This is a genomic window from Streptomyces populi, from assembly GCF_002911015.1.
Lineage (GTDB): Bacteria > Actinomycetota > Actinomycetes > Streptomycetales > Streptomycetaceae > Streptomyces > Streptomyces populi.
The window spans coordinates 45,076-68,405 of record NZ_KZ626877.1; the positions used below are offsets into that span (position 1 = coordinate 45,076).

Genomic DNA, 23,330 nt, shown 5'->3' on the forward strand with positions numbered 1-23,330 from the left:
TCACTTGGCGGCGGCCGGAGCGTCCTCGCCGAGAAGCTTCCCGTCCGAGGTCTCGAACTGCTTCTTGAAGTCGACGATCGCGTCCGCGACGGCGGTGAGCGTGTCGTCCGACATCTTGCCGCCCTCCTTGATGGAGGTCATGAGGCCCTGCTCCTTGCGGTGCAGGTACTCCAGGAGCTCCTTCTCGAAGCGGCGGATGTCGGCGACCGGGACGTCGTCCATCTTGCCGGTGGTCGCGGACCACACGGAGACGACCTGGTCCTCGGTCGGCATCGGCTGGTACTGAGCCTGCTTGAGCAGCTCGACCAGACGCTGACCGCGCTCCAGCTGCGACTTCGACGCGGCGTCCAGGTCGGAACCGAAGGCGGCGAACGCCTCCAGCTCGCGGTACTGGGCCAGGTCGAGGCGAAGACGGCCGGAGACCTGCTTCATCGCCTTGTGCTGGGCGGAGCCACCGACGCGGGAGACCGAGATACCGACGTTCAGGGCCGGACGCTGGCCGGCGTTGAACAGGTCGGACTCCAGGAAGCACTGGCCGTCGGTGATGGAGATGACGTTGGTCGGGATGAACGCCGACACGTCGTTCGCCTTGGTCTCGACGATCGGCAGACCCGTCATCGAACCGGCGCCCAGGTCGTCGGAGAGCTTCGCGCAGCGCTCCAGCAGACGGGAGTGCAGGTAGAAGACGTCACCGGGGTAGGCCTCGCGGCCCGGCGGACGGCGGAGCAGCAGGGACACGGCGCGGTAGGCGTCGGCCTGCTTCGAGAGGTCGTCGAAGATGATGAGGACGTGCTTGCCCTCGTACATCCACTGCTGGCCGATGGCCGAACCGGTGTACGGCGCCAGGTACTTGAAGCCGGCCGGGTCGGACGCCGGGGCGGCGACGATGGTCGTGTACTCCAGCGCGCCGGCCTCTTCGAGGGCGCCACGCACGGAGGCGATGGTCGAGCCCTTCTGGCCGATGGCGACGTAGATGCAGCGGACCTGCTTCTTGGTGTCGCCCGAGCGCCAGTTGTCGCGCTGGTTGATGATCGTGTCGACGGCCAGCGCGGTCTTGCCGGTCTGACGGTCGCCGATGATCAGCTGACGCTGGCCACGGCCGATCGGGGTCATCGCGTCGACGGCCTTGTAGCCCGTCTCCATGGGCTCGTGGACCGACTTGCGGACCATGACGCCCGGGGCCTGCAGCTCGAGGGCGCGGCGGCCGGACGTCTCGATCTCGCCGAGGCCGTCGATCGGGTTGCCGAGCGGGTCGACGACGCGGCCGAGGTAGCCCTCGCCCACGGCGACGGACAGCACCTCACCGGTGCGCTGCACCGGCTGGCCTTCCTCGATACCGTTGAACTCGCCGAGGATGACCGCACCGATCTCGCGCTCTTCCAGGTTCAGCGCGAGACCGAGGGTTCCGTCCTCGAACTTCAGCAGCTCGTTCGCCATGGCCGAGGGAAGACCCTCGATCTTGGCGATACCGTCGCCGGCGACGGTGACCGTACCGACCTCCTCGCGCGAGGCCGCGTCCGGCTGGTACGACTGGACAAAGTTCTCCAGTGCGTCCCGGATCTCCTCCGGCCGGATCGTGAGCTCCGCCATCTGGGTTCCCTGCTCTCCTTGTTGGGCCCGAAGTTTCACTTTGGGGGGATGGGGGACTCCCCCCGATGAGAGGTGAATCCTCTGCACGGCCCAACCAGGGCCGTAATTGCGTACTGCGTGTGTTGTTGCTAGCTCGCCATGCGGCGGGCGGCGTCCTCGAGACGGTCCGCGATGGAGCCGTTGATGACCTCGTCGCCGACCTGCACCCGGATCCCGCCGAGGACCTCGGGGTCCACGTCGAGGTTGAGGTGCATCGAGCGGCCGTAGAGCTTGGCCAGGGCGGCACCGAGGCGCTGCTTCTGTCCGTCGCTCAGCGGCACCGCGGAGGTGACCACGGCGACCATGCGGTCGCGGCGCTCGGCGGCGAGCTTGGACAGGGACTCGAGTCCCGCTTCCAGGCTACGTCCGCGCGGCGCGGTCACGAGACGCGTCACCAGACGCTCGGTCGTCGCCGCGGCCCGGCCGCCGAGCAGGCTGCGCAGCAGCTCGCTCTTGGCCGCCGTGGTGGCGGCCCGGTCGGTCAGCGCGGCGCGCAGCTCGGTGTTCGAGGCGACGATCCGGCCGAAGCGGAACAGCTCGTCCTCGACGTCGTCGAGCTTGCCCGTCCGCTGCGCCGCCGTGAGGTCGGCGGTGGCGGTGAGCTCCTCGAGGGCGTCCACCAGGTCGCGGGGCTGCGACCAGCGGGAACGCACCATGCCGGACACCAGGTCGGCGGCGACGCCGCCCACCTGGCCGCCGATCAGGCGCTGGACCAGCTCGGCCTTGGCCTCGCCGGGCTGCGCCGGGTCGGTGAGGACCCGACGCAGCGACACCTCGCGGTGCAGCAGCGCGGTGACCGCGGCCAGCTCGTCGGCGAGCTGTGCCACGTCCACGGACGTCGAGTCCGTCAGCGCGTCGAGACGCTCACGTGCGGCTGCGGTTGCCTCGCGGCTCGCTCCGTGTGCAGTCATCGAGCCGCCTCGGCCTTCTCCTCAAGCTCGGAGAGGAAGCGGTCGATGACGCGGCTCTGACGGGCGTGGTCCTCGAGGGACTCGCCGACGAGCTTGCCGGCCAGGTCGGTGGCAAGCGTGCCGACGTCCTGACGCAGCGACTGAGCGGCGGCCTTGCGGTCGGCCTCGATCTGCGTGTGGCCGGCGGCGACGATCTCGTCGCGCTGCCGCTGGCCTTCCGCGCGCATCTCGGCGATGAGCGTGGCGCCCTGCTCCTGTGCCTCCTGGCGCAGGCGCGCGGCCTCGTGACGGGCCTCGGCGAGCTGAGCCTTGTACTGCTCGAGAACGCTCTGGGCCTCGGTCTGCGCGGCCTCGGCCTTTTCGATACCGCCCTCGATGGCCTCGCGACGCTGCTCCAGAACCTTGTTGATGTTCGGGAGGAGCTTCCAGGCCAGGAAGCCGAAGACGATGACGAAGGCGAGCAGGCCGATGACAAGCTCGGGAATCGGCGGGATGAGGGGGTTTTCCTTCTCCTCGGCCGCCAGAATGAGCAAGTGGCTCATGTCAGTGCCTTTCGTCTAGTGGGCTGTTGCTGATCGGGTGGATCAGACGCCGTAGACGAACGGCATGACCAGACCGATGAGGGCGAGCGCCTCACAGAAGGCGAAGCCGAGGATCTGGTTGGCGCGGATCAGACCGGCGGCCTCAGGCTGACGGGCGAGGGCCTGGGTGCCGTTACCGAAGATGATGCCGACGCCGACGCCGGGGCCGATGGCCGCGAGGCCGTAACCGATCGAGCCGAGCGAGCCGGAGACAGCGGCAAGGGTCTGGGACATGCCAGTTCTTCCTTTTCTTTACGGACCGGTGGGGGTTGGCCACCGGACGAGTGCGGGGGTCGAGAAGGCGGGCAGCTCAGTGGTGCTCGGCCAGCGCGCCCTGGATGAAGGTGCAGGTCAGCAGCACGAACACGTACGCCTGCAGGGCCTGGATGAACAGCTCGAAGGCCGTCATGACGATGACCATGATGAACGAGACGCCCGCGTAGGCGATCCCGACGCCGTTGAGCAGGTACCAGGAGGCGATCGTGAACAGCAGCAGCAGCGTGTGACCCGCGAACATGTTCGCGAAGAGTCGCACCGCGTGCGTGAACGGCCGGACGATCAGGTTCGAGAGCAGCTCGATGAGCATGGCGAGCGGCAGGACCGGGCCCAGCGACTTGTCGTAGCCGCTGAAGTTCTTGAACGCTCCGACGAATCCGTGGCGCTTGAACGTCAGGGACACCCAGATGATGTAGACGATTCCGGCCAGCACCGCGGGGTACGAGATGATCGCCGTCACCGGGAACTGCGCGACCGGAATGATCGACCACAGGTTCATCATCCAGATGAAGAAGAACAGCGAGACGACCAGCGGGACGTACTTCTCGCCTTCCTTCTTGCCGATCGTCTCGTAGACGACGCCGCGACGGACGAAGTCGTAGCCGGCCTCGGCGACCATCTGGAGCTTGCCCGGGACGACCTTCGGCTTGCGGAACGCGGCCCAGAAGAAGCCGACGATGACAAGCGAGCCCAGCAGCGCCAGGAGCATCGTCTTGTTGAAGTACAGGTTGCTGTCCCCGTCGCCCCAGAGGGGCTCGAACAGGAACGAGTGCAGGCCGGGTGCCGGGAAGCCACAACCGTCGAAGATGTGGCAGTCGGTCTCGAAGGCGAGCACCTGCGTCGGGTCAGCACTCACCGCGGGCTCCTTCAGCGTGGCGCATAGGTACGGCATCCTCGTTGTGTCGGCGCGGCGCGCAGCCGCGGTTCGGCACTGGGCTGGTGTTACGGATGTGGGGGCGGCAGAGGGGCATCAAGCCTCGCGATCGAACAGGCGTCAGCTCAGATGCCCGCGCCCGCGATGCCGCAGTTGGCACCGGACGATAGCAGGATCTCCAACGTGCACTTATCCCGGCCCTACCCCTCACGACGACTGACCCTTGTTCTCGGGCTTTTCGGCCTTCGAGGAGTCGGGTTCGACGTAAAGGATCTTGGCCTTCATATGGGCACGCGCCTGTGCGCCGATCCACACGAGAGTGGTGACGACCAGGGTGAGCGCGAAGGACTTGGGATTGAACAGCGAGGTGTTCTTGAACACGGCGACAAAGATGAACAGCAGAAGAATCTGCGCCGTGTAGAGCAAGAGCCCCATCGCCTGGAACAAGTGCGGAAGCGATTTGGCGGTGCGCTGCAGAACGTAGAGGCCCAGCCCCATGAAGAGGACCACCACCAGCGTCGCGACGACCGCCCCGAGCGCTCCCTTGCCGCCGGCGACCACACCGCTGACGACGGCGGCAATCGCGCCGACGGCAGCCGTGGGCACAGCGGCCTGAAGGAGGATCCGGGCGTCATTGGACGGCATGGCGGCAACTCCGCTTGTAAGGGGGGCGTGTCGTCATGGACGAGCGTAGTCCCGGGCTGAGAGAGAACCTCACGCCGAAGGACCGTCGTACTGGGGTCCTTCGGCTCTGCCCTGGGTTCTCGTGAACCGTATCACAAACTATTTGATGAGGTCTTTACCTGGTTGATGTGCCAACTGTCACACATGAGAGTGAAGCTGCGCGTCTGTGCATTTCAAGCGCCCCTTTGTCTGGTATTAGGGCGCTTTGTTACCCCACGATTTGGTCACGCGTTAGTCAGATTCTTACCTTCGGCTCAGCGTGAGGATTCGGCCTCACGCCGGTCCAGAAGGCGCGGACGGGTACCGATCGCCGTCGCTCCATTGACCCCTGAGACTCCCGCACCCGCCGGAGCACGGTGCTCACGCGCCTCGTCCGGCTCGCCCGTCGACGCCGCCTCGTGGGTCACGGCAGCCCCGTCCAGGGCGGCCGCCGCGGCGGCCTTGCGACGGCGGTAGCGCGGCGGCACGAAGTGCTCGGCCCAGCGCGGGGCACGCGGTGTGAAGCGCGGCAGCAGGAGCAGCACGAGACCGACGGCGCTGAGCACCGCGATGATGAGCACGCTCCACATGGCGCCGGAGTTCACCGAGTACGCGAGGGCTCCGAACGCGATCAGCGCCGACCAGAAGTACATGATCAGGACCGCGCGGCTGTGCGAGTGGCCGACCTCCAGGAGGCGGTGGTGCAGATGCCCCCGGTCGGCGGCGAACGGCGACTGCCCGCGCCAGGTGCGCCGCACGATGGCGAGCACCAGGTCGGCGGCCGGGATCGCGATGATCGTCAGCGGCAGCAGCAGCGGGATGAACACCGGCACCGTCTGGTGCACCGTGTTGCGCTCGGAACCGGAGAACAGGTTCATCACGTCGGGGTCGATCTGCCCGGTGATGGAGATCGCCCCGGCGGCCAGCACGAGGCCGATGAGCATCGAGCCCGAGTCCCCCATGAAGATCCGCGCGGGATGCATGTTGTGCGGCAGGAAGCCCAGGCACATGCCCATCAGGACCGCCGCGAACAGCGTCGCCGGGGCGGCGGCCTCGATGCCGTACGAGTACCAGATCCGGTAGGCGTACAGGAAGAACGCGGCGGACGCGATGCACACCATGCCGGCGGCCAGTCCGTCGAGGCCGTCCACGAAGTTGACCGCGTTGATGGTGATCACGACGAGCGCCACCGTCAGCAGCGTGCCCTGCCACTGGGTCAGCGCGACCAGACCGACCCCGGGGATCGGCAGCCACAGGATCGTCAGACCCTGCATGACCATCACGCCCGCGGCGATCATCTGGCCGCCCAGCTTGATCAGGGCGTCGATCTCGAACTTGTCGTCCAGCACGCCGATCAGCCAGATCAGCGCGGCGCCGGAGAGCAGGGCGCGCGGTTCGTTGGAGTTCGAGAAGACCGCGTTGAGGTTCTTCAGGTGGTCGGCGACCAGCAGGCCGGAGCACAGTCCGAAGAACATCGCGATGCCGCCGAGCCTCGGCGTGGGTTCACGGTGCACGTCGCGCGCCCGGATCTCCGGCATGGCTCCGGCCACGATCGCGAATTTACGTACCGGCCCTGTCAGCAGGTACGTCACCGCGGCCGTGATGCAGAGCGTCAGCAGGTATTCACGCACGGGCTTCCCCACAGGTCTCGCTGGCCATCACAGCCCCACACCCTAGCGATGCACGCATATGGTTGAGGACTTTCGGGTAGCGACGATGGTTGCACGTGTGGCTGTGCGGTCCGGTACGCGTACCCCCGGTCAGTCCGGATAAGGCGGAAATCTTCCGGTGAGTTCCCGCACTTCCTCCCGCGCCGTCCGGCCGTCGACCTCGCCCCGCAGCACCCCCGCGAACAGGGCCGCGACCCGCGCCATCTCCGGCTCGCCCATCCCCTGGGTGGTCAGCGCCGCGGTGCCGAGCCGCAGACCGCGGATGTCGCCGTGAGGCAGCGCACAGGTGTCGAGGACCATACCGGCGGCGGCCAGCCGGCCGCGCGCGGTGCGCCCCTCGACGCCGAGCGGCGCCGGATCCGCGACCAGCAGATGGGTGTCGGTGCCGCCGGTGGTGACCGCGAGCCCCTCCGCCTCGAGGCCCGCGGCCAGCACCCGCGCGTTGGCGGTCACCTGGTGCGCGTACGCCGTGAAGGCCGGGGTCGCCGCCTCGCCGAACGCGACGGCCTTGGCCGCGATGGTGTTCATCTGCGCGCCGCCCTGGGTGAACGGGAAGACGGCCCGGTCGACCCGCTCGGCCAGTTCACCGCCGCACAGGAGCATGCCTCCGCGCGGACCGCGGAGCACCTTGTGCGTGGTGGCGCACACGATGTCGGCGTACGGCACCGGGTTCGGCGCCGCTCCCCCCGCGACGAGCCCGACGGTGTGGGCGGCGTCCGCGATGAGATAGGCGCCGACCTCGTCGGCGATCTCCCGGAACAGCGCGTGGTCGATGTGCCGGGGGTACGAGATCGACCCGCAGACGACGGCCTTGGGGCGGCGCGCGCGGGCCAGGGTGCGCACCTGCTCGTAGTCGATCAGCCCCGACTCCGCCTCGACGCCGTAGCCGACGAAGTCGAACCAGCGGCCGGAGAAGTTCGCGGGCGACCCGTGGGTGAGATGGCCGCCGAAGGGCAGTCCCATCGCCAGCACGGTGTCACCGGGGCGCAGCAGGGCGGCGTACGCGGCCAGGACTGCCGAACTCCCGGAGTGGGACTGGACGTTGGCGTGATCGGCGCCGAAGAGGGCCTTGGCGCGGTCGACGGCGAGGCGCTCGGCGACGTCGACGATCTCGCAGCCGCCGTGGTGACGGGCGCCGGGATAGCCTTCCGCGTACTTGTTCGTCAGCGGCGAGCCGAGCGCGGCCAGCACGGCCGGCGAGGTGAAGTTCTCGGCGGCGATCAGCTGGAGCGTGGTCGACTGCCGGTCCAGCTCACCGAGCAGGATCCCGGCGAGCTCGGGGTCCTGTCGGCTCAGGACATCCGCTTCGGGCATGGTGGCGACCGGCATGGTGGACTCCGGACATCTGCGGGGGGACGCTTACGTCCAATGTAGAACCGGGGCCCGTGGGGCGCCCGGTGTCACGTCCGCGCGGGTACCCCGGTCAGGGCGGTGACGACCGGGTCCAGTGCCTCGTTGATCTCGTCCCCGATGGACCGGAAGAACGGCAGGGGCGCCCCGTAGGGGTCGTGCACCTCGTCGGCCTCCGCGGTCGGGGCCAGCAGCCAGCCGCGCAGCGCCGCGGCGGCGCGCACCAGGGCGACCGCGCGCTCGACCACGCCGTCCTGGAGGGGCGGCAGGGTAGCGGTGTCTATCGCGCGGACCAGCCGGGTGAACTCCTTCAGGGTGAAGGTGCGCAGGCCGGCGGAGTGCCCCATGGAGATGACCTGGGCACGGTGGTCGCGGGTGGCCGTCAGGACCAGGTCGGCGCGGATGACGTGGTCGTCGAGGAGCTCGCGCCCGACGAAGCCGGAGGGGTCCGCGCCGAAGTCGGTCAGGACGGTCGCGGCGTTGGCCTCCATGGGCGCGCCCTCGTGGCCCCAGGTGCCGGCGCTCTCCACGATGAGGCCGCCCCACAGGGGGTCGCCCAGCCGGTCCGCCAGGGCATGCCGGGTCAGCCGCTCGGTGATCGGTGAGCGGCACACGTTGCCGGTGCTGACGTGGAGGATGCGGAAGGACCCGCCCGGGGAGGCGCCGGCCCCGGTGACCGGCGTGCCTATGCCACGCATGGGGGCGCTCCCTGCTCGGGCCGAGCCGGGAGCCCGGAGGGCTCGGGGGCTGTCAATTCGCCACCTCGAGGTCGGGTACGACCTTCCGGAGCTCCTCTGCCGACAGGGCGCCCGCGCGCAGCAGGACGGGCACCTTGCCGGTGACGTCGACGATCGAGGAGGGCACGTTGCCGGGGGTCGGGCCGCCGTCCAGGTAGACCGAGACGGAGTCGCCGAGCATGCCCTGCGCGGCGTCGCAGTCCTCCGGCGCCGGGTGGCCGGTGAGGTTGGCGGAGGAGACGGCCATCGGGCCGACCTCGGTGAGCAGCTCGATGGCGACGGGGTGCAGCGGCATGCGGATCGCCACCGTGCCCCGGGTGTCCCCCAGGTCCCACTGGAGCGAGGGCTGGTGCTTGGCGACCAGGGTCAGGGCGCCCGGCCAGAACGCGTCGACGAGCTCCCAGGCCATCTCGGAGAAGTCCGTGACGAGGCCGTGCAGGGTGTTCGGGGAGCCGATGAGGACGGGGGTGGGCATGTTGCGGCCCCGGCCCTTGGCGTCGAGCAGGTCGGCTACGGCCTCCGAGGTGAACGCGTCCGCGCCGATGCCGTACACGGTGTCCGTCGGGAGGACCACCAGTTCGCCACGGCGGACGGCGGACGCCGCCTCACGCAGACCTGTGGTGCGGTCGGTCGCGTCGTTGGTGTCGTATCGCCGTGCCATTTAGCGGGCCTCCTCGTACACGTACTGCTGGCTGGGGGTGTGGAGAAACGCGGTGCGGGGGGACGCGGAGCGGCACGGCGCGGTGCGCGGGCGCGCGAGGGCGCCGGGCGCCGGGACTCCGTGGGCCGTGTTCACGGCATCGCCTTGCGGGCGGTCGCGAACCGCGGCCGGTTGTTGAGGTCCGGGTGGTCGGCCGCGTCGGCCCAGCCCCGCTCCTCGGTGAAGATCCAGGGCACCTGTCCGCCCTGGGTGTCGGCGTGCTCGATGACGACGACGCCGCCGGGGCGCAGCAGCCGGTGCGCGGTGCGCTCGATGCCGCGGATGAGGTCGAGTCCGTCCTCGCCGGAGAAGAGGGCGAGCTCGGGGTCGTAGTCCCGGGCCTCCGGCGCCACGTACTCCCATTCGGTGAGCGGGATGTACGGGGGGTTGGAGATCACCAGGTCCACCTGGCCGTCGAGGTCGGGGAAGGCCGTGAGGGCGTCCCCCTGGCGCAGGTCGACCCTGGATCCCTCGACGTTCTTGCGCGTCCACTGGAGGGCGTCCTCGGACAGCTCCACGGCGTGCACCCGCGAGCGCGGGACCTCCTGGGCGAGGGCGAGCGCGATGGCGCCCGAGCCGGTGCACAGGTCGACGATCAGCGGTTCGACGACGTCCATCGCACGGACGGCGTCTATGGCCCAGCCGACGACCGACTCGGTCTCCGGGCGGGGCACGAAGACGCCGGGCCCCACCTGGAGTTCGAGGTAGCGGAAGTAGGCCCGCCCGGTGATGTGCTGGAGCGGCTCGCGGGCCTCGCGGCGCGCGGTCACCTCCCAGTAGCGGGCGTCGAAGTCGGCGTCCTTGACGGTGTGCAGCTCGCCCCGCTTCACGCCGTGCACGAAGGCGGCGAGCTCCTCCGCGTCGTTGCGCGGCGAGGGCACGCCGGCGTCGGCCAGCCGCTGGGTGGCCTGGGCCACTTCCGCGAGCAGCAGGTTCACGCTGGTCCTCCGGGGCTGAGCTGTTGTCGTGTGTTATGCGGCGGCGAGCTTGGCTGCCGAGTCCGCGTCGACGCAGGCCTGGATGACGGCGTCGAGCTCACCGTCGAGGACCTGGTCCAAGTTGTACGCCTTGAAGCCGACGCGGTGGTCCGAGATGCGATTCTCCGGGAAGTTGTACGTACGGATCTTCTCGGAGCGGTCGACCGTGCGGACCTGGCTGCGGCGGGCGTCGGCGGCCTCCCGCTCCGCCTCCTCCTGCGCCGCGGCGAGAAGCCTGGAGCGCAGGATACGCATCGCCTGCTCCTTGTTCTGCAGCTGGCTCTTCTCGTTCTGGCAGGAGGCGACGACTCCGGTGGGAATGTGCGTGATGCGCACCGCGGAGTCGGTCGTGTTGACGGACTGGCCGCCGGGGCCCGAGGAGCGGTAGACGTCGATGCGGAGGTCGTTCGCGTGGATCTCGACGTCGACCTCCTCGGCCTCGGGCGTGACGAGGACACCGGCGGCGGAGGTGTGGATCCGGCCCTGCGACTCGGTCGAGGGCACGCGCTGCACGCGGTGCACGCCGCCCTCGTACTTCAGCCGGGCCCAGACGCCCTGGCCGGGCTCGGTCGCGCCCTGGCCGCCCTTGGTCTTCACGGCGACCTGGACGTCCTTGTAGCCGCCGAGCTCGGACTCGGTGGAGTCGATGATCTCGGTCTTCCAGCCGATGCGCTCGGCGTAGCGCAGGTACATGCGCAGCAGGTCACCGGCGAACAGGGCGGACTCGTCGCCGCCGGCGCCCGCCTTGATCTCCAGGATGACGTCCTTGTCGTCGCTCGGGTCGCGCGGGACGAGCAGCAGGCGGAGCTTCTCGGTGAGCTCCTCGCGCTGCTTCTCCAGGTCCTTGACCTCGGCGGCGAAGTCGGGGTCGTCGGCGGCGAGCTCCTTGGCCGTGCCGATGTCGTCCCCGGTCTGCTTCCAGGAGCGGTACGTCGCGACGATCGGGGTCAGCTCGGCGTAGCGCTTGTTGAGCTTGCGCGCGTTGGCCTGGTCGGCGTGGACCGACGGGTCAGCGAGCTTCTTCTCCAGATCGGCGTGCTCGCCGATCAGTTCCTCGACCGCCTCGAACATCTCCGGCTCCAATGGACTGTCCCCCGCTCCGTGAAGGGCTCGGGGACGTAGGTACGGCGTGGGGTTCCCCTGCTCGAACGCGTCGAGAGCCCGGGGAGGGGGCTGGACCGCAAAGCGCCGGTCCCGGCGTCCCCCGTACGGGGAACACCGAAGACCGGCGCTGTGGGCTCGCTACTTGCTGGCAGCGGCAGCCTTGCCGAAGCGGGCCTCGAAGCGGGCCACACGGCCACCGGTGTCGAGGATCTTCTGCTTGCCCGTGTAGAACGGGTGGCACTCGGAGCAGACCTCGGCGCGGATGGTGCCGCTGGAGATCGTGCTGCGGGTGGTGAACGACGCGCCACAGGTGCAGCTGACCTGCGTCTCGACGTACTCGGGGTGGATGTCGCGCTTCAAGGTGTCTCCTAGTTTCGGGAGGGCGCCGGGTCGCCTCCGCTGGATGCGGGTGCGTGAACCGGGGCCGACGTACCAGTCTGCCAGGACTGGCCGTATCCCCCAAAACGAGGGGACACGGCGGTCTATTCCCCGGGGTCGCGGACGAGGCGGCGCGGGGCCCGCGCGCAGGTCAGCCGGGACTGACGACGCCCTTCGCGGTGCCGGTGGCGGTTCCCTCGGTGGCGGCCGCCGGGATCGGCCGGTCGGCCTCGAGCGCCTTCCAGACCAGTTCGGCCTTGGCCTTGTCGACCAGCACCCGGTTGCCGTCGGCGGGGTCGTACTGGACCGGCATCGTCACCATCGTCATGTGGGACGAGCCGATGCCCTTGAGGCCGCCCGCGAAGGAGGCGAGGCTCGTGACGCTGCCGAGGTCGGAGTCGGTGGTCACCGTCTTGGTCGCGGTGTCGGCGAGGTCGTACAGCTTTTTCGGGTTGGACAGGAGCCCGATGTGCTTGACCTGGTCGACCAGCGCCTTCGTGAACGCCTGCTGGAGCTGGATGCGGCCGAGGTCGGAGCCGTCTCCGACGCCGTGCCGGGTGCGGACCAGGCCGAGCGCCTGCTTGCCGTCGAGCTTGTGCGACCCGGCCGGCAGGCGCAGGTGGCTCTCGTTGTCCGAGATGGCCTTCGTGGTGGTGACCGTGACGCCGCCGAGTTCGTCGACCAGCTTCCGGAAGCCGCTGAAGTCGATCTCGATGTAGTGGTCCATGCGGATGCCGGTCATGGACTCGACGGTCTTCACCGCGCAGGCGGCGCCGCCGGTGGAGTAGGCGGAGTTGAACATCGCGCCGGAGACCGCTCGGTGGACGGTGCCCTCGGAGTCGGTGCAGGAGGGCCGCTCGACGAGCGTGTCACGGGGGACGGAGACCACACTGGCCCGCTTGTGGCCCTTGTACACGTGGACGATCATCGCGGTGTCCGAGCGGGCGCTGCCGTCGTCGGTGCCGCCGCCCAGCTTCCCGTTGGTGCCGGAGCGGGTGTCGGAGCCGAGGACCAGGATGTTCTGCGAGCCGTTGTCGATCTTCAGGGGCCGGTCGCTGCCGAGCGCCTGGTCGATGTCGACGCTCTTGAGGTTGCCGTTGAGCTTGAAGAACAGGTAGCCGGCCCCGGCGCCGCCGAGCGCCACGACACCCGCCGCGGTCCAGGCCGTGATCATCAGGGCCTTGCTCCGCGTGCTGCGGGTCTTGCGGCTGCCGCCCTTCGGTCGGGGCGGGGTGCTGTCGCCGGGGTCGCCCGGTATGGCGGGCTCCGGCGTGCTCTCGGCAGGCATGCGACTCCTCGGTTCGTCTGCGGTCGGTTACCCCCTGTTTTCAGGGCCAGGCCCATCCGGTCGTGACGAGGCGTACCGCTCCATGGTCACTCCGTACGGTCAGACGGGGAAACCGGGGAAAAGGTTGCGCTACGCAGAGTGCCCACCGCGTCACGCGATGGGCACTCCGTGCGTTCGGCGAGAGCGGGGAGAACCCGCTCACCCGGGCGGTCAGCCGAAGATGTCGTACGCCTGGAAACCGGTGCCCACGGACTTCCTCGTGGAGAAGATCTCGCTGGTGGCCTTGCCGGTCCCGGCGTACAGGTAGAGCGTGCCGGTGCTGCCGGAGGAGCGGGCCAGGAAGTCGGCCTTGCCGTCGCCGGTGATGTCGCCGACGGCGTCGAAGGCGTTGTAGCCGGTCCAGGCACTGCGCACCTTGATCCGGGCGGAGAACGCCCCGGACCCGGTCTTGCCGGTGCCCTTGTACAGGTACAGGTCGCCGGTGCTCGACTGACGGGCGAGCAGGTCGGCCTTGCCGTCACCGGTGAAGTCGCCGTGCCCGCGCACGGAGTTGTACTGGCTCCAGCCGGTGCTGACCTGGACCCGCGTCGAGAAGGTGCCGTTGCCCTTGCCCGGGTACTCCCACATCGCTCCGGCGGAGTCGACGGAGAGGATGTCGGGCAGGCCGTCGCCGGTGAGGTCGCCGGGGGCGATGATCCGGGTGCGGGTCTTCCAGTTGGTGAAGATCTTGTCGGTGGCCGTGGCCCCCGTCGACGGCAACACGTGCGACCAGTAGACGTCGCCCGTAGTGCTATTGCGGAACACGAGGTCCTGGTAGTCGTCACGGTTGAGGTCGGTCTGGAGTACGACGTTCACGCCGTCCAGCTTTCCCGTCGACCGACGAGCGGCGAACGAGGTGCCGTTGGAGTCCTTCTCGTAGCCCGTCTTGGTCGACGAGCTGCGGATCCACAGGTCGGCCTTGTGGTCACCGTTCAGGTTGGTGTCCTCGACGCGCGGCCAGGCGGCACCGACGTAGGTGCTGACCTTCGAGAAGACGCTGTACGCGCCCTTCGCGACACAGTCCTCGACGCCCCAGGAGACGACGCCCACGATGTGGTTCACGCCGGCCGCGTTCTTGACGACCAACGGACCGCCGGAATCGCCGTTGCAGGCCGAGGTGGTGTGGGTGTCGCTTCCGGACGCCGGGGTGCCCGCGCAGACCATGTGGCCCTCGATGAAGGCGTCCACACCACCGAGGACCGACCGCATGGCCGTGTTGCACGTGCTGTCGGAATTGATCGGCAGCGTGGCCGTCTTCAGCGTGCCGGAGATGTCCTGCGTGGTGGAGGTGGTACGGCCCCAGCCGTATAGCGTCGCCTTGGTGCCGGACGCGTACGACGCGGTGTCACCGGACGTCGTCATGAGGATCGGCTTGGCCGTGACGGGGGTCGCCAGCGTGAGGACCGCGATGTCGTTGTTGATGGTGCTCGGGCTGTAGGACGAGTGCGTCCACTGCCGCGAGACGCCGGTCACCATACCGCCGTGCAGGTCGACGTCGCCTGCGGAGTTTTCGGTCGGCAGCTGAGCGGTGCGGGTCACGACACTGCCGTTGGCCGCCCAGTCGTATTTATTGCCGTACTCGTCCTTGGTGCAGTGCGCGGCAGTGAGGATCTTCGTCGGCGAGACGACGGAGCCACCGCAGAAGAAGCCGATGTCCTTGGCCTCGTCGTAGTACCAGAGCTGCGCCATCCACGGGGCCGTGGTGATGGTGGTCGTGGTACCACCGATGATCTTCGGGTCCACGTGCGCCGGGGTGGTCGACGCGCTCAGGGACACCTTCTTCGCCGTCCGGCCCGCGATGTCGTCACCGGCGAGAGCGCCCGCGACACGCTTCTCCAGCACGGCCTGGGACGGCATGGAGTCGGCGGCGCGCAGGGCGGGCAGGGACGGCGACGAGCTGGGCGTGGCGTTCGCGGACGACACCAGGAGCGCACCGGCGACGGCGGCGGCGAGGCCGGCCGCGGCGACCGGGACGGCGATGCGTATCCGGCGTCTGTGCCGACCACCGCCGGACGTGGACGTATCCACTCAAGTCCCCCCTCGGATATTGAGAGTTCAGATCTGCTTCAGCAGTTGTTCAAGGGCGCGATCGTACACGCGTCCGAGGCAGCGCAAAGGGCCGCCCCCGTCACCTGGGTGACGGGGGCGGCCCTTTGCTTTTCCGCTGTGCGAACTCCGGTCGTCCGGACCTCGGCCGAGAAGACGTCAGTCGTTGCCGTTGCCCGGCGACGGCGTGGTCTTCTGGATCTGGAGCAGGAACTCGGCGTTCGACTTGGTCTGCTTCATCTTGTCGAGGAGCAGCTCGATCGCCTGCTGCTGGTCGAGCGCGTGGAGCACACGGCGCAGCTTCCAGGTGATGGCGAGCTCGTCGCTGCCGAGCAGGATCTCTTCCTTGCGGGTACCGGACGCGTCGACGTCCACCGCCGGGAAGATGCGCTTGTCGGCGAGCTTCCGGTCGAGCTTGAGCTCGGCGTTGCCGGTGCCCTTGAACTCCTCGAAGATGACCTCGTCCATGCGCGAGCCGGTGTCGACGAGCGCGGTGGCCAGGATGGTCAGCGAACCGCCGTCCTCGATGTTGCGCGCGGCACCGAAGAAGCGCTTCGGCGGGTACAGCGCGGTCGAGTCGACACCACCGGACAGGATGCGACCGGAGGCCGGGGCGGCGAGGTTGTACGCACGGCCCAGACGCGTGATCGAGTCGAGCAGCACGACGACGTCGTGGCCCAGCTCCACCAGACGCTTGGCACGCTCGATGGCGAGCTCGGCGACCGTGGTGTGGTCCTCGGCCGGACGGTCGAAGGTCGAGGAGATGACCTCGCCCTTGACCGACCGCTGCATGTCGGTGACCTCTTCCGGACGCTCGTCGACCAGGACGACCATCAGGTGGCACTCGGGGTTGTTGTGCGTGATCGCGTTGGCGATCGCCTGCATGATCATGGTCTTGCCGGTCTTCGGCGGGGCCACGATCAGACCGCGCTGGCCCTTTCCGATGGGCGCGACGAGGTCGATGATGCGGGTCGTCAGCACACCCGGGTCGGTCTCCAGGCGGAGCCGGTCCTGCGGGTAGAGCGGCGTCAGCTTGTTGAACTCCGGACGGCCGCGACCGGAGTCGGGGGCCATGCCGTTGGTCGAGTCCAGACGGACCAGCGCGTTGAACTTCTCGCGGCGCTCGCCGTCCTTGGGCTGGCGGACCGCGCCGGTGACGTGGTCACCCTTGCGCAGGCCGTTCTTGCGGACCTGGGCCAGGGAGACGTACACGTCGTTGGGGCCCGGCAGGTAGCCCGACGTACGGATGAACGCGTAGTTGTCGAGGATGTCGAGGATGCCCGCGACGGGGATCAGCACGTCGTCGTCGGCGACCTGCGGCTCGGCGATCTCGTCGCGTCCACGGCGCCCGCGGCGGTCCCGGTAACGGCCGCGACGGCCACGGCGGCCGCCCTCGAAGTCGTCGTCGTCCTGCGGTCCGTTGTCACGCGGCTGCTGCTGACGGTCCTGACGGCCGCCGCCCTGCTGCTGACGGTCCCGGTCCTGGCGGTCCTGGCGGTCCTGACGGTCCGGGCGCTGCTGGCCGGCGCCCTGGCCGCCCTGCTGCTCGTCGCCCTTGGCCGGACGGCGGTCGCGGTCACGGCCGCCCCGGTCGCGGTCACGGCGGTCACGGCGCTCACGACGGCCCTCGGCGCCCTCGGCCTCGCCCTGCGTCTCGGCCTTCGGCTCGTTCTTCGCCTCGGCGGTGACCGTCTCGGGGCTGCCCGCCTCGGCGGTGGCACGACGACGACGGCGCTCGACGGGGGCCTCCTCCTCGCTCGCGCGGGAGGGACCGCCGGCCGGCTGGCCGGGGATCTCGATCTGCTGCTGGGCCACGGCCTTCTCGGCGGCCTTGTCCGCTGCCGGGGCGGCGGCCTCGTCACCCGTACGGGCCTTCGAGGTGGCTCGGCGCTTCGGCTTGGTCTCGACGGCGTCGGACGCCGTCTTGGCCGGAGCACCTCCCCCGGCCTGCGCCTCCTTGATGACCTCGATCAGCTGGCTCTTGCGCATCCGCGCGGTGCCCCTGATGCCGAGGCCGGATGCGACCTGCTGCAGCTCGGCCAGCACCATGCCCTCGAGGCCGGTACCGCGGCGTCGCCTGGAGCCGGCACCGGTGGCAGGCGCGGAGGCGTCCGTGGCGGGCGCGGCAGCGGTCTCCTCGACACGTGCGCCCATCAGATCGGTGGTGTCGCTCACGAAGGGTCCTTCCCTGGAGCGGACGTCGGCCTGTCTGGCTCGGCGACCGGTTGTGCTGTCCGGCATTGGCCCTTGCTGTGTGGACCGTGCCGGGGCGGTGGTCCGCCAAAGCGGCGGAAGACATTGCTGGTGATGACGATTCCTGAGCCGTGGCACTGAGGTTCGGTGTCATCGGCTCGGTCACGCCGGTTCCGGAGCGTGCTCAGCACTGCTCAGCGCATGGCACCCAATGCAAGGCACGTAGCAGTTTGGGAGGCTCCCGGAAGAATGGGTGTCCCGGACAGGGACGCGAAGCACCTCGCCATGGTGAGGTCGGGTGCAGACTTGAGGTTAACACTACCGGATCCAACAAACATTCCCCCTCTCGAAATCCGGCAACCGTGCGTCGTCAATCGACCTCGACAGGTGCGAGGGGCAGTACGCACGCCCCCTGGGCGTCGAGGTCCAGACGGTTGGCGGCCCAGCCCTGACCTGCGAGATCGGCCACCTTGTCGGCCGACGCGCGGTCCGCCAGCGCGAGGACCGTCGGTCCCGCGCCGGAGATCACCGCCGGGACGCCGTCGGCGCGCAGGCGCTCCACGAGCGCGGCGCTCTCCGGCATCGCCGGGGCGCGGTACTCCTGGTGCAGCCGGTCCTCGGTGGCGGGCAGCAGCAGCTCGGGGCGCCGTGTCAGCGCCTCGACGAGCAGTGCGGCGCGGCCCGCGTTGGCGGCGGCGTCGACGTGCGGGACGGTGCGCGGCAGCAGACCGCGCGCGGTCTCGGTGAGCACGGGCTTCCCGGGGACGAAGACCACCGGAACGATGGAGTCCGCGGGGTCCATCCTGATCGCGCGCGCGGCACCGGACTCCATCCAGGAGAGCGTGAAACCGCCGAGCAGACAGGCCGCGACGTTGTCGGGGTGCCCCTCGATTTCGGTCGCGAGCTCCAGGAGCGCGGTGTCGTCGAGCCTGCTGTCCCCGCCTATCGTCACCGCGCGGGCGGCGACGATGCCGGCGCAGATGGCGGCCGACGAGGAGCCGAGACCCCGGCCGTGCGGGATGCGGTTGGCGCAGACGATCTCGAGGCCGCGCGGCTGTCCGCCCAGCAGATCGAAGGCGGTGCGCAGGGAGCGTACGAGGAGGTGCCTCTCGTCGCGCGGCAGCGTCTCGCTGCCCTCACCCGCGATGTCGATGTGCAGTCCTGAGTCGGCCACCCGGACGACCACGTCGTCATAGAGCCCCAGTGACAGGCCGAAGGCGTCGAAACCCGGGCCGAGATTGGCACTGGTGGCGGGGACGCGCACCCGGACGGCGGCGGCGCGGAACGCTGGACCGGCCATCGCTCGATGACTCTCCTTGAGCTGCGTGATGTACGAGATTTCCGAAGAACTGCGAGATGAACTGTGACGGACGGGCACCAGGACCCGGAGTCCGCAAAGACGGCGCGGCACCGCGGCATATGCGGCGGGCGGGTTCGGTACAGCCTATCGAAGGAAGGTTCTGTGGCGACATAGGGCGCACAGGAGGCGCACGATGCGTGTCGTAAGCCCCTCGTGCACCCCCCGCCGGGCCGGCACGGGGACGACCCCCACGAGCGGACGGTTTCCGTCTGTTTTCAGACGGTTTCCCGCCCACTCACGGCGAGTTCCTCCTTGGCCCGACGACTCCATCCGGGGCCGCCGACCCCGCTCGGCGGGTTCGCGTCCGACCATCCGGACCCGGCGGATTCACGCCATATATGGCCTGACTTCGCGCCAATTCCGACCCGGTTTCGGCGAGGACCGGCCCCGCGCTCCCACCGGGCCGCTCCTCGACCTCCGCCCGACCGTTCCTCGACCCGAGCCGGACCGTTCCTGCTCTCGAACCGGACTGCCCCTGCCTCTTGAGCCGAACGGCCGGGCCTGGATCCGGCCGCTACGCCAGACCGAGCCGCTCCGCCGCCGTCGCCGCGTCCACCGGAACCGTGACCGGCTGCGGGGCGCCCGCGACGGCCCAGTCGGGATCCTTGAGACCGTTCCCGGTGACCGTGCAGACGATGCGCTGCCCCGGGTCGACCTTGCCCTGCTCGGCGGCCTTCAGCAGACCGGCGACGGACGCGGCGGACGCGGGCTCGACGAAGACGCCTTCCTGCGCCGCCAACAGCCGGTAGGCGCGCAGGATCTCACGGTCCGTCACCTCGTCGATGAGACCGCCCGACTCGTCCCGCGCGGCCAGCGCGAACTGCCACGAGGCCGGGTTGCCGATCCGGATCGCGGTGGCGATCGTCGACGGGTCCTTGACGACCTCGCCGCGCACGATGGGCGCGGAGCCGGACGCCTGGAATCCCCACATGCGCGGGGTCTTCCCGGCGACACCGTCGGCGGCGTACTCCGTGTACCCCTTCCAGTACGCGGTGATGTTGCCCGCGTTGCCCACCGGAAGGACGTGGATGTCGGGCGCGTCGCCGAGCATGTCCACGATCTCGAAGGCCGCGGTCTTCTGGCCCTCGATGCGCACCGGGTTGACCGAATTGACCAGCGCCACCGGATAGTTGTCGGACAGCGAGCGCGCCAGCGTCAGACAGTCGTCGAAGTTGCCGTCGACCTGGAGGATCTTGGCCCCGTGCACGAGGGCCTGGCCCATCTTGCCGAGCGCGATCTTGCCCTGCGGCACGAGGACGGCGCAGACCATCCCGGCGCGTACGGCGTAGGCGGCGGCGCTCGCCGACGTGTTGCCGGTGGAGGCGCAGATGACGGCCTTCGCGCCCTCCTCCTTCGCCCGCGTGATGGCCATGGTCATGCCGCGGTCCTTGAAGGAACCGGTCGGATTGGCGCCCTCCACCTTGAGGTGGACCTCACAGCCCGTGCGCTCGGAGAGCACCTGAGCAGGCACGAGCGGCGTACCGCCCTCGCGGAGCGACACGACCGGCGTGCTGTCGGACACCGGAAGCCGGTCCCGGTACTCCTCGATGATTCCGCGCCACTGGTGGGTCATTGCTCGTTACTCTCCTTCAACCCGCATGATGCTGGAGACACCCCGCACGGTGTCGAGGCCGCGCAACGCCTCGACCGTCCCGGCGAGGGACGCGTCGGACGCGCGATGGGTGACGACGACGAGGGAGGCCTCGCCGTCCTTGCCCGACTGACGCACGGTGTCGATGGACACTCCGTGCTCGGCGAAGACGGTGGCGACCTGGGCGAGGACACCGGGCTTGTCGGCCACGTCGAGGCTGATGTGGTACCGCGTGACGACCTCGCCCATGGGCGAGACGGGCAGCTGGGCGTACGCGGAGTCGCCGGGGCCGGTGGCGCCGCCGAGCCTGTTGCGGCAGACGGCCACCAGGTCGCCGAGGACGGCGGAGGCGGTCGGGGCGCCGCCGGCGCCCGGCCCGTAGAACATGAGCTGGCCGGCGGCCTCCGACTCGACGAACACGGCGTTGTACGCGCCGCGCACGGAGGCGAGCGGGTGGGTCAGCGGAATCATCGCGGGGTGCACGCGCGCCGTCACCGAGCCCCCGTCGGCGGCCCGCTCACAGATGGCGAGCAGCTTGATGGTGCAGCCCATCCCCTTCGCCGAGGCGAAGTCGGCGGCGGTGACCTCGGTCATGCCCTCGCGGTAGACGTCGTCGAGGCGCACCCGCGTGTGGAAGGCGATCCCGGCGAGGATGGCGGCCTTGGCGGCCGCGTCGAACGCCTCGACGTCGGCGGTGGGGTCGGCCTCGGCGTACCCGAGCGCGGTGGCCTCGTCGAGGGCCTCCTGGTAGCCCGCCCCCGTGGAGTCCATCTTGTCGAGGATGAAGTTGGTGGTCCCGTTGACGATCCCCATCACCCGGTTGATCTTGTCGCCGGCGAGGGACTCGCGCAGCGGCCGGATCAGCGGGATGGCACCGGCGACGGCGGCCTCGTAATAGAGGTCCCTGCCGTGCTCGACGGCCGCCGCGTGCAGGGCGGCGCCGTCCTGGGCGAGCAGCGCCTTGTTCGCGGAGACGACGGAGGCGCCGTGCTCGAACGCGGTGGTGATCAGTGTCCGGGCAGGCTCGATGCCGCCGATGACCTCGACGACCACGTCGATGTCCCCGCGTTTGACGAGGGCGGTGGCGTCGGTGGTGACCAGGGCGGGATCGATGCCCGCGCGCACCTTGGAGGGCCGGCGGACGGCGACGCCCGCGAGCTCGACGGGGGCACCGATCCTGGCCGTGAGGTCGTCGGCGTGCGTCGTCATGATGCGCGCCACCTCTGAGCCGACAACCCCGCAGCCCAGCAGCGCCACCTTCAGCGGACGCGTACGCATCATCCGACCTCGTTTCCTCATACCGTGTTCGGTTGGACCAGTCTCACTCACCGGACGGGAGTTTCTACCCTTCGTCCGGATCGTGAGACGTCCATTTCATTTTTCTGGTAGGTGACGACAGGAGATCTTCCGTCCCGGTCCATACCCTGCCGATCCGGTCCATCCGATCACCTGACGTCACCTCCTGTCACTTGCCGTCGCCCCCGGATCGCCGGGGGCACGCACTGTTTCCCTTGGCCCTTGCGTTCTTCTTGGGTTCTTCTTCTCGGCCGACGTCGAGCTCAGCCGACGTCAAGGCGCAGGAGGTCCTCCTCCGTCTCACGACGGACGATCACCCGCGCCGCGCCGTCCTTCACGGCGACGACCGGCGGGCGGAGCGCATGGTTGTAGTTGCTGGCCATGGACCGGCAGTACGCGCCCGTGGCCGGCACCGCGATCAGGTCGCCCGGCGCGAGGTCGGCCGGGAGGAAGGCGTCCTTGACCACGATGTCCCCGCTCTCGCAGTGCTTGCCGACGACGCGCACGAGCATCGGCTCGGCGTCGGAGGTGCGCGAGACGAGGGCGACGCTGTACTCGGCGTCGTACAGCGCGGTGCGGATGTTGTCCGACATCCCGCCGTCCACCGAGACGTAGGTGCGCAGCCCGTCGAGCGGCTTGACGGTGCCGACCTCGTACAGCGTGAACGCGGTCGGGCCCACGATGGCGCGCCCCGGCTCCACGGAGATCCGCGGCGTGCGCAGCTTCGCGGCCTCGCACTCCCGCGTCACGATCTCGCTCAGCGCCTTGGCGATCTCGTGCGGCTCGCGGGGGTCGTCGTCGCTGGTGTACGCGATGCCCAGACCGCCGCCGAGGTCGATCTCGGGGAGCTCGACCCCGTGCTCGTCCCGCACCGCGGCCAGCAGCGCGACGACGCGGCGCGCGGCGACCTCGAAGCCGGCCATGTCGAAGATCTGCGAGCCGATGTGCGAGTGGATGCCGACCAGTTCGAGCGCGTCGAGCGCGAGCGCCCTCCGTACGGCCTCGGCCGCCTGCCCGTCGGCGAGCGCGATCCCGAACTTCTGGTCCTCGTGGGCCGTGGCGATGAACTCGTGCGTGTGCGCCTCCACGCCCACCGTCACCCGGATCTGCACCCGCTGCCGCTTGCCCAGGGACTGCGCGATGTGCGCGACCCGCACGATCTCCTGGAAGGAGTCGAGCACGATCCGCCCGACCCCGGCCTCGACGGCGGTACGGATCTCGTGGACGGACTTGTTGTTGCCGTGGAAGGCGATGCGGTCGGCGGGCATCCCGGCGGACAGGGCCGTCGCCAGCTCACCCCCGGAACACACGTCCAGGTTGAGCCCCTCCTCGTGCAGCCACCGCACGACGGCGCGCGAGAGGAACGCCTTGCCCGCGTAGAAGACGTCGGCGTCGTGCCCGAACGCGGTGCGCCAGGCACGCGCCCGCTCGCGGAAGTCGGCCTCGTCGAGGAAGTACGCGGGGGTGCCGAACTCCTCGGCCAGCGCGGTGACTTCGAGTCCGCCGACGCTCACGACCCCGTCGTCCGTACGGCTGACGGTGTGCGACCACACCTTCGGGTCGAGGGCGTTGAGGTCGGCGGGCGGGGCGCTGTAGTGGCCCTCGGGGAGGACGTCGGCGTGACGGGGCCCGGCGGGGTGTGCGGAACGGCTCATGTCTGCGGTGCT

At 69.7% G+C, this 23,330-nt stretch carries 20 protein-coding genes; all 20 read right to left on the reverse strand.

The genetic code is table 11. The features are described 5' to 3' along the window. The 20 genes from atpA to lysA all read right to left on the reverse strand — a co-directional run bounded on the left by atpA (position 1) and on the right by lysA (position 23,318). Positions 1 to 1,590 (reverse strand): F0F1 ATP synthase subunit alpha, encoded by a 1,590-nt coding sequence (gene atpA, locus CW362_RS20545; RefSeq protein ID WP_103550964.1) that lies wholly within the window; start codon positions 1,588 to 1,590, stop codon positions 1 to 3. Between the two features lie 128 nt (positions 1,591 to 1,718). Further along, positions 1,719 to 2,540 carry a F0F1 ATP synthase subunit delta gene (locus CW362_RS20550; protein WP_103550965.1) on the reverse strand — a complete coding sequence of 274 codons (822 nt, stop codon included), beginning with the start codon at positions 2,538 to 2,540 and terminating at the stop codon, positions 1,719 to 1,721. Then, positions 2,537 to 3,082: a F0F1 ATP synthase subunit B gene (locus tag CW362_RS20555; protein ID WP_103550966.1), complete on the reverse strand. Its 546-nt coding sequence runs from the start codon at positions 3,080 to 3,082 to the stop codon at positions 2,537 to 2,539. Before CW362_RS20555 ends, CW362_RS20550 begins: the two co-directional genes overlap by 4 nt. Positions 3,083 to 3,124: 42 nt before the next feature. Beyond that, positions 3,125 to 3,355, reverse strand: coding sequence for an ATP synthase F0 subunit C (gene atpE / locus CW362_RS20560; protein WP_031039373.1), 231 nt, complete (start codon positions 3,353 to 3,355; stop codon positions 3,125 to 3,127). A 76-nt stretch (positions 3,356 to 3,431) separates the two neighbouring features. Then, complete coding sequence (gene atpB, locus CW362_RS20565; RefSeq protein WP_103550967.1) at positions 3,432 to 4,253, reverse strand: F0F1 ATP synthase subunit A; 822 nt, start codon at positions 4,251 to 4,253, stop codon at positions 3,432 to 3,434. Between the two features lie 225 nt (positions 4,254 to 4,478). Next, complete coding sequence (locus tag CW362_RS20570) at positions 4,479 to 4,916, reverse strand: Cg1360 family ATP-synthase-associated protein (protein ID WP_103550968.1); 438 nt, start codon at positions 4,914 to 4,916, stop codon at positions 4,479 to 4,481. Positions 4,917 to 5,209: 293 nt separating this feature from the next. Beyond that, the gene (locus tag CW362_RS20575) at positions 5,210 to 6,565 is read right to left on the reverse strand and encodes an MraY family glycosyltransferase (protein WP_103550969.1); all 1,356 of its coding nucleotides are present in this window, start codon (positions 6,563 to 6,565) and stop codon (positions 5,210 to 5,212) included. A gap of 129 nt (positions 6,566 to 6,694) precedes the next feature. Next, on the reverse strand, positions 6,695 to 7,918 hold the full coding sequence (locus CW362_RS20580; protein ID WP_206301006.1) for a serine hydroxymethyltransferase: 1,224 nt from the start codon (positions 7,916 to 7,918) through the stop codon (positions 6,695 to 6,697). An 86-nt stretch (positions 7,919 to 8,004) separates the two neighbouring features. Further along, the gene (locus CW362_RS20585; protein WP_103550971.1) at positions 8,005 to 8,652 is read right to left on the reverse strand and encodes an arsenate reductase/protein-tyrosine-phosphatase family protein; all 648 of its coding nucleotides are present in this window, start codon (positions 8,650 to 8,652) and stop codon (positions 8,005 to 8,007) included. A gap of 52 nt (positions 8,653 to 8,704) precedes the next feature. Then, a complete protein-coding gene (locus tag CW362_RS20590; RefSeq protein WP_103550972.1) occupies positions 8,705 to 9,352 on the reverse strand; it encodes an L-threonylcarbamoyladenylate synthase in 648 nt (215 codons plus the stop codon). 131 nt (positions 9,353 to 9,483) lie between these two features. Then, positions 9,484 to 10,329 (reverse strand): peptide chain release factor N(5)-glutamine methyltransferase, encoded by an 846-nt coding sequence (gene prmC / locus CW362_RS20595; RefSeq protein ID WP_103550973.1) that lies wholly within the window; start codon positions 10,327 to 10,329, stop codon positions 9,484 to 9,486. Positions 10,330 to 10,362: 33 nt separating this feature from the next. Continuing rightward, positions 10,363 to 11,439, reverse strand: a complete 1,077-nt coding sequence (gene prfA, locus CW362_RS20600; protein WP_037624958.1) for a peptide chain release factor 1 — start codon at positions 11,437 to 11,439, stop codon at positions 10,363 to 10,365. A gap of 171 nt (positions 11,440 to 11,610) precedes the next feature. Beyond that, a complete protein-coding gene (gene rpmE / locus CW362_RS20605; RefSeq protein ID WP_037624960.1) occupies positions 11,611 to 11,832 on the reverse strand; it encodes a 50S ribosomal protein L31 in 222 nt (73 codons plus the stop codon). Positions 11,833 to 12,001: 169 nt separating this feature from the next. Continuing rightward, positions 12,002 to 13,138: an LCP family protein gene (locus CW362_RS20610; protein WP_103550974.1), complete on the reverse strand. Its 1,137-nt coding sequence runs from the start codon at positions 13,136 to 13,138 to the stop codon at positions 12,002 to 12,004. A 210-nt stretch (positions 13,139 to 13,348) separates the two neighbouring features. Then, positions 13,349 to 15,205, reverse strand: a complete 1,857-nt coding sequence (locus CW362_RS20615) for a trypsin-like serine protease (RefSeq protein ID WP_240657936.1) — start codon at positions 15,203 to 15,205, stop codon at positions 13,349 to 13,351. 177 nt (positions 15,206 to 15,382) lie between these two features. Beyond that, positions 15,383 to 17,398, reverse strand: coding sequence for a transcription termination factor Rho (rho, locus tag CW362_RS20620; RefSeq protein ID WP_103550975.1), 2,016 nt, complete (start codon positions 17,396 to 17,398; stop codon positions 15,383 to 15,385). 388 nt (positions 17,399 to 17,786) lie between these two features. Continuing rightward, positions 17,787 to 18,716: a homoserine kinase gene (gene thrB / locus CW362_RS20625; RefSeq protein WP_103550976.1), complete on the reverse strand. Its 930-nt coding sequence runs from the start codon at positions 18,714 to 18,716 to the stop codon at positions 17,787 to 17,789. A gap of 574 nt (positions 18,717 to 19,290) precedes the next feature. After that, on the reverse strand, positions 19,291 to 20,349 hold the full coding sequence (gene thrC / locus CW362_RS20630; RefSeq protein WP_103550977.1) for a threonine synthase: 1,059 nt from the start codon (positions 20,347 to 20,349) through the stop codon (positions 19,291 to 19,293). A 6-nt stretch (positions 20,350 to 20,355) separates the two neighbouring features. After that, on the reverse strand, positions 20,356 to 21,648 hold the full coding sequence (locus CW362_RS20635; protein ID WP_162684162.1) for a homoserine dehydrogenase: 1,293 nt from the start codon (positions 21,646 to 21,648) through the stop codon (positions 20,356 to 20,358). A 278-nt stretch (positions 21,649 to 21,926) separates the two neighbouring features. After that, on the reverse strand, positions 21,927 to 23,318 hold the full coding sequence (gene lysA, locus CW362_RS20640; protein WP_103550978.1) for a diaminopimelate decarboxylase: 1,392 nt from the start codon (positions 23,316 to 23,318) through the stop codon (positions 21,927 to 21,929). Between the last annotated feature and the right edge of the window lie 12 nt (positions 23,319 to 23,330).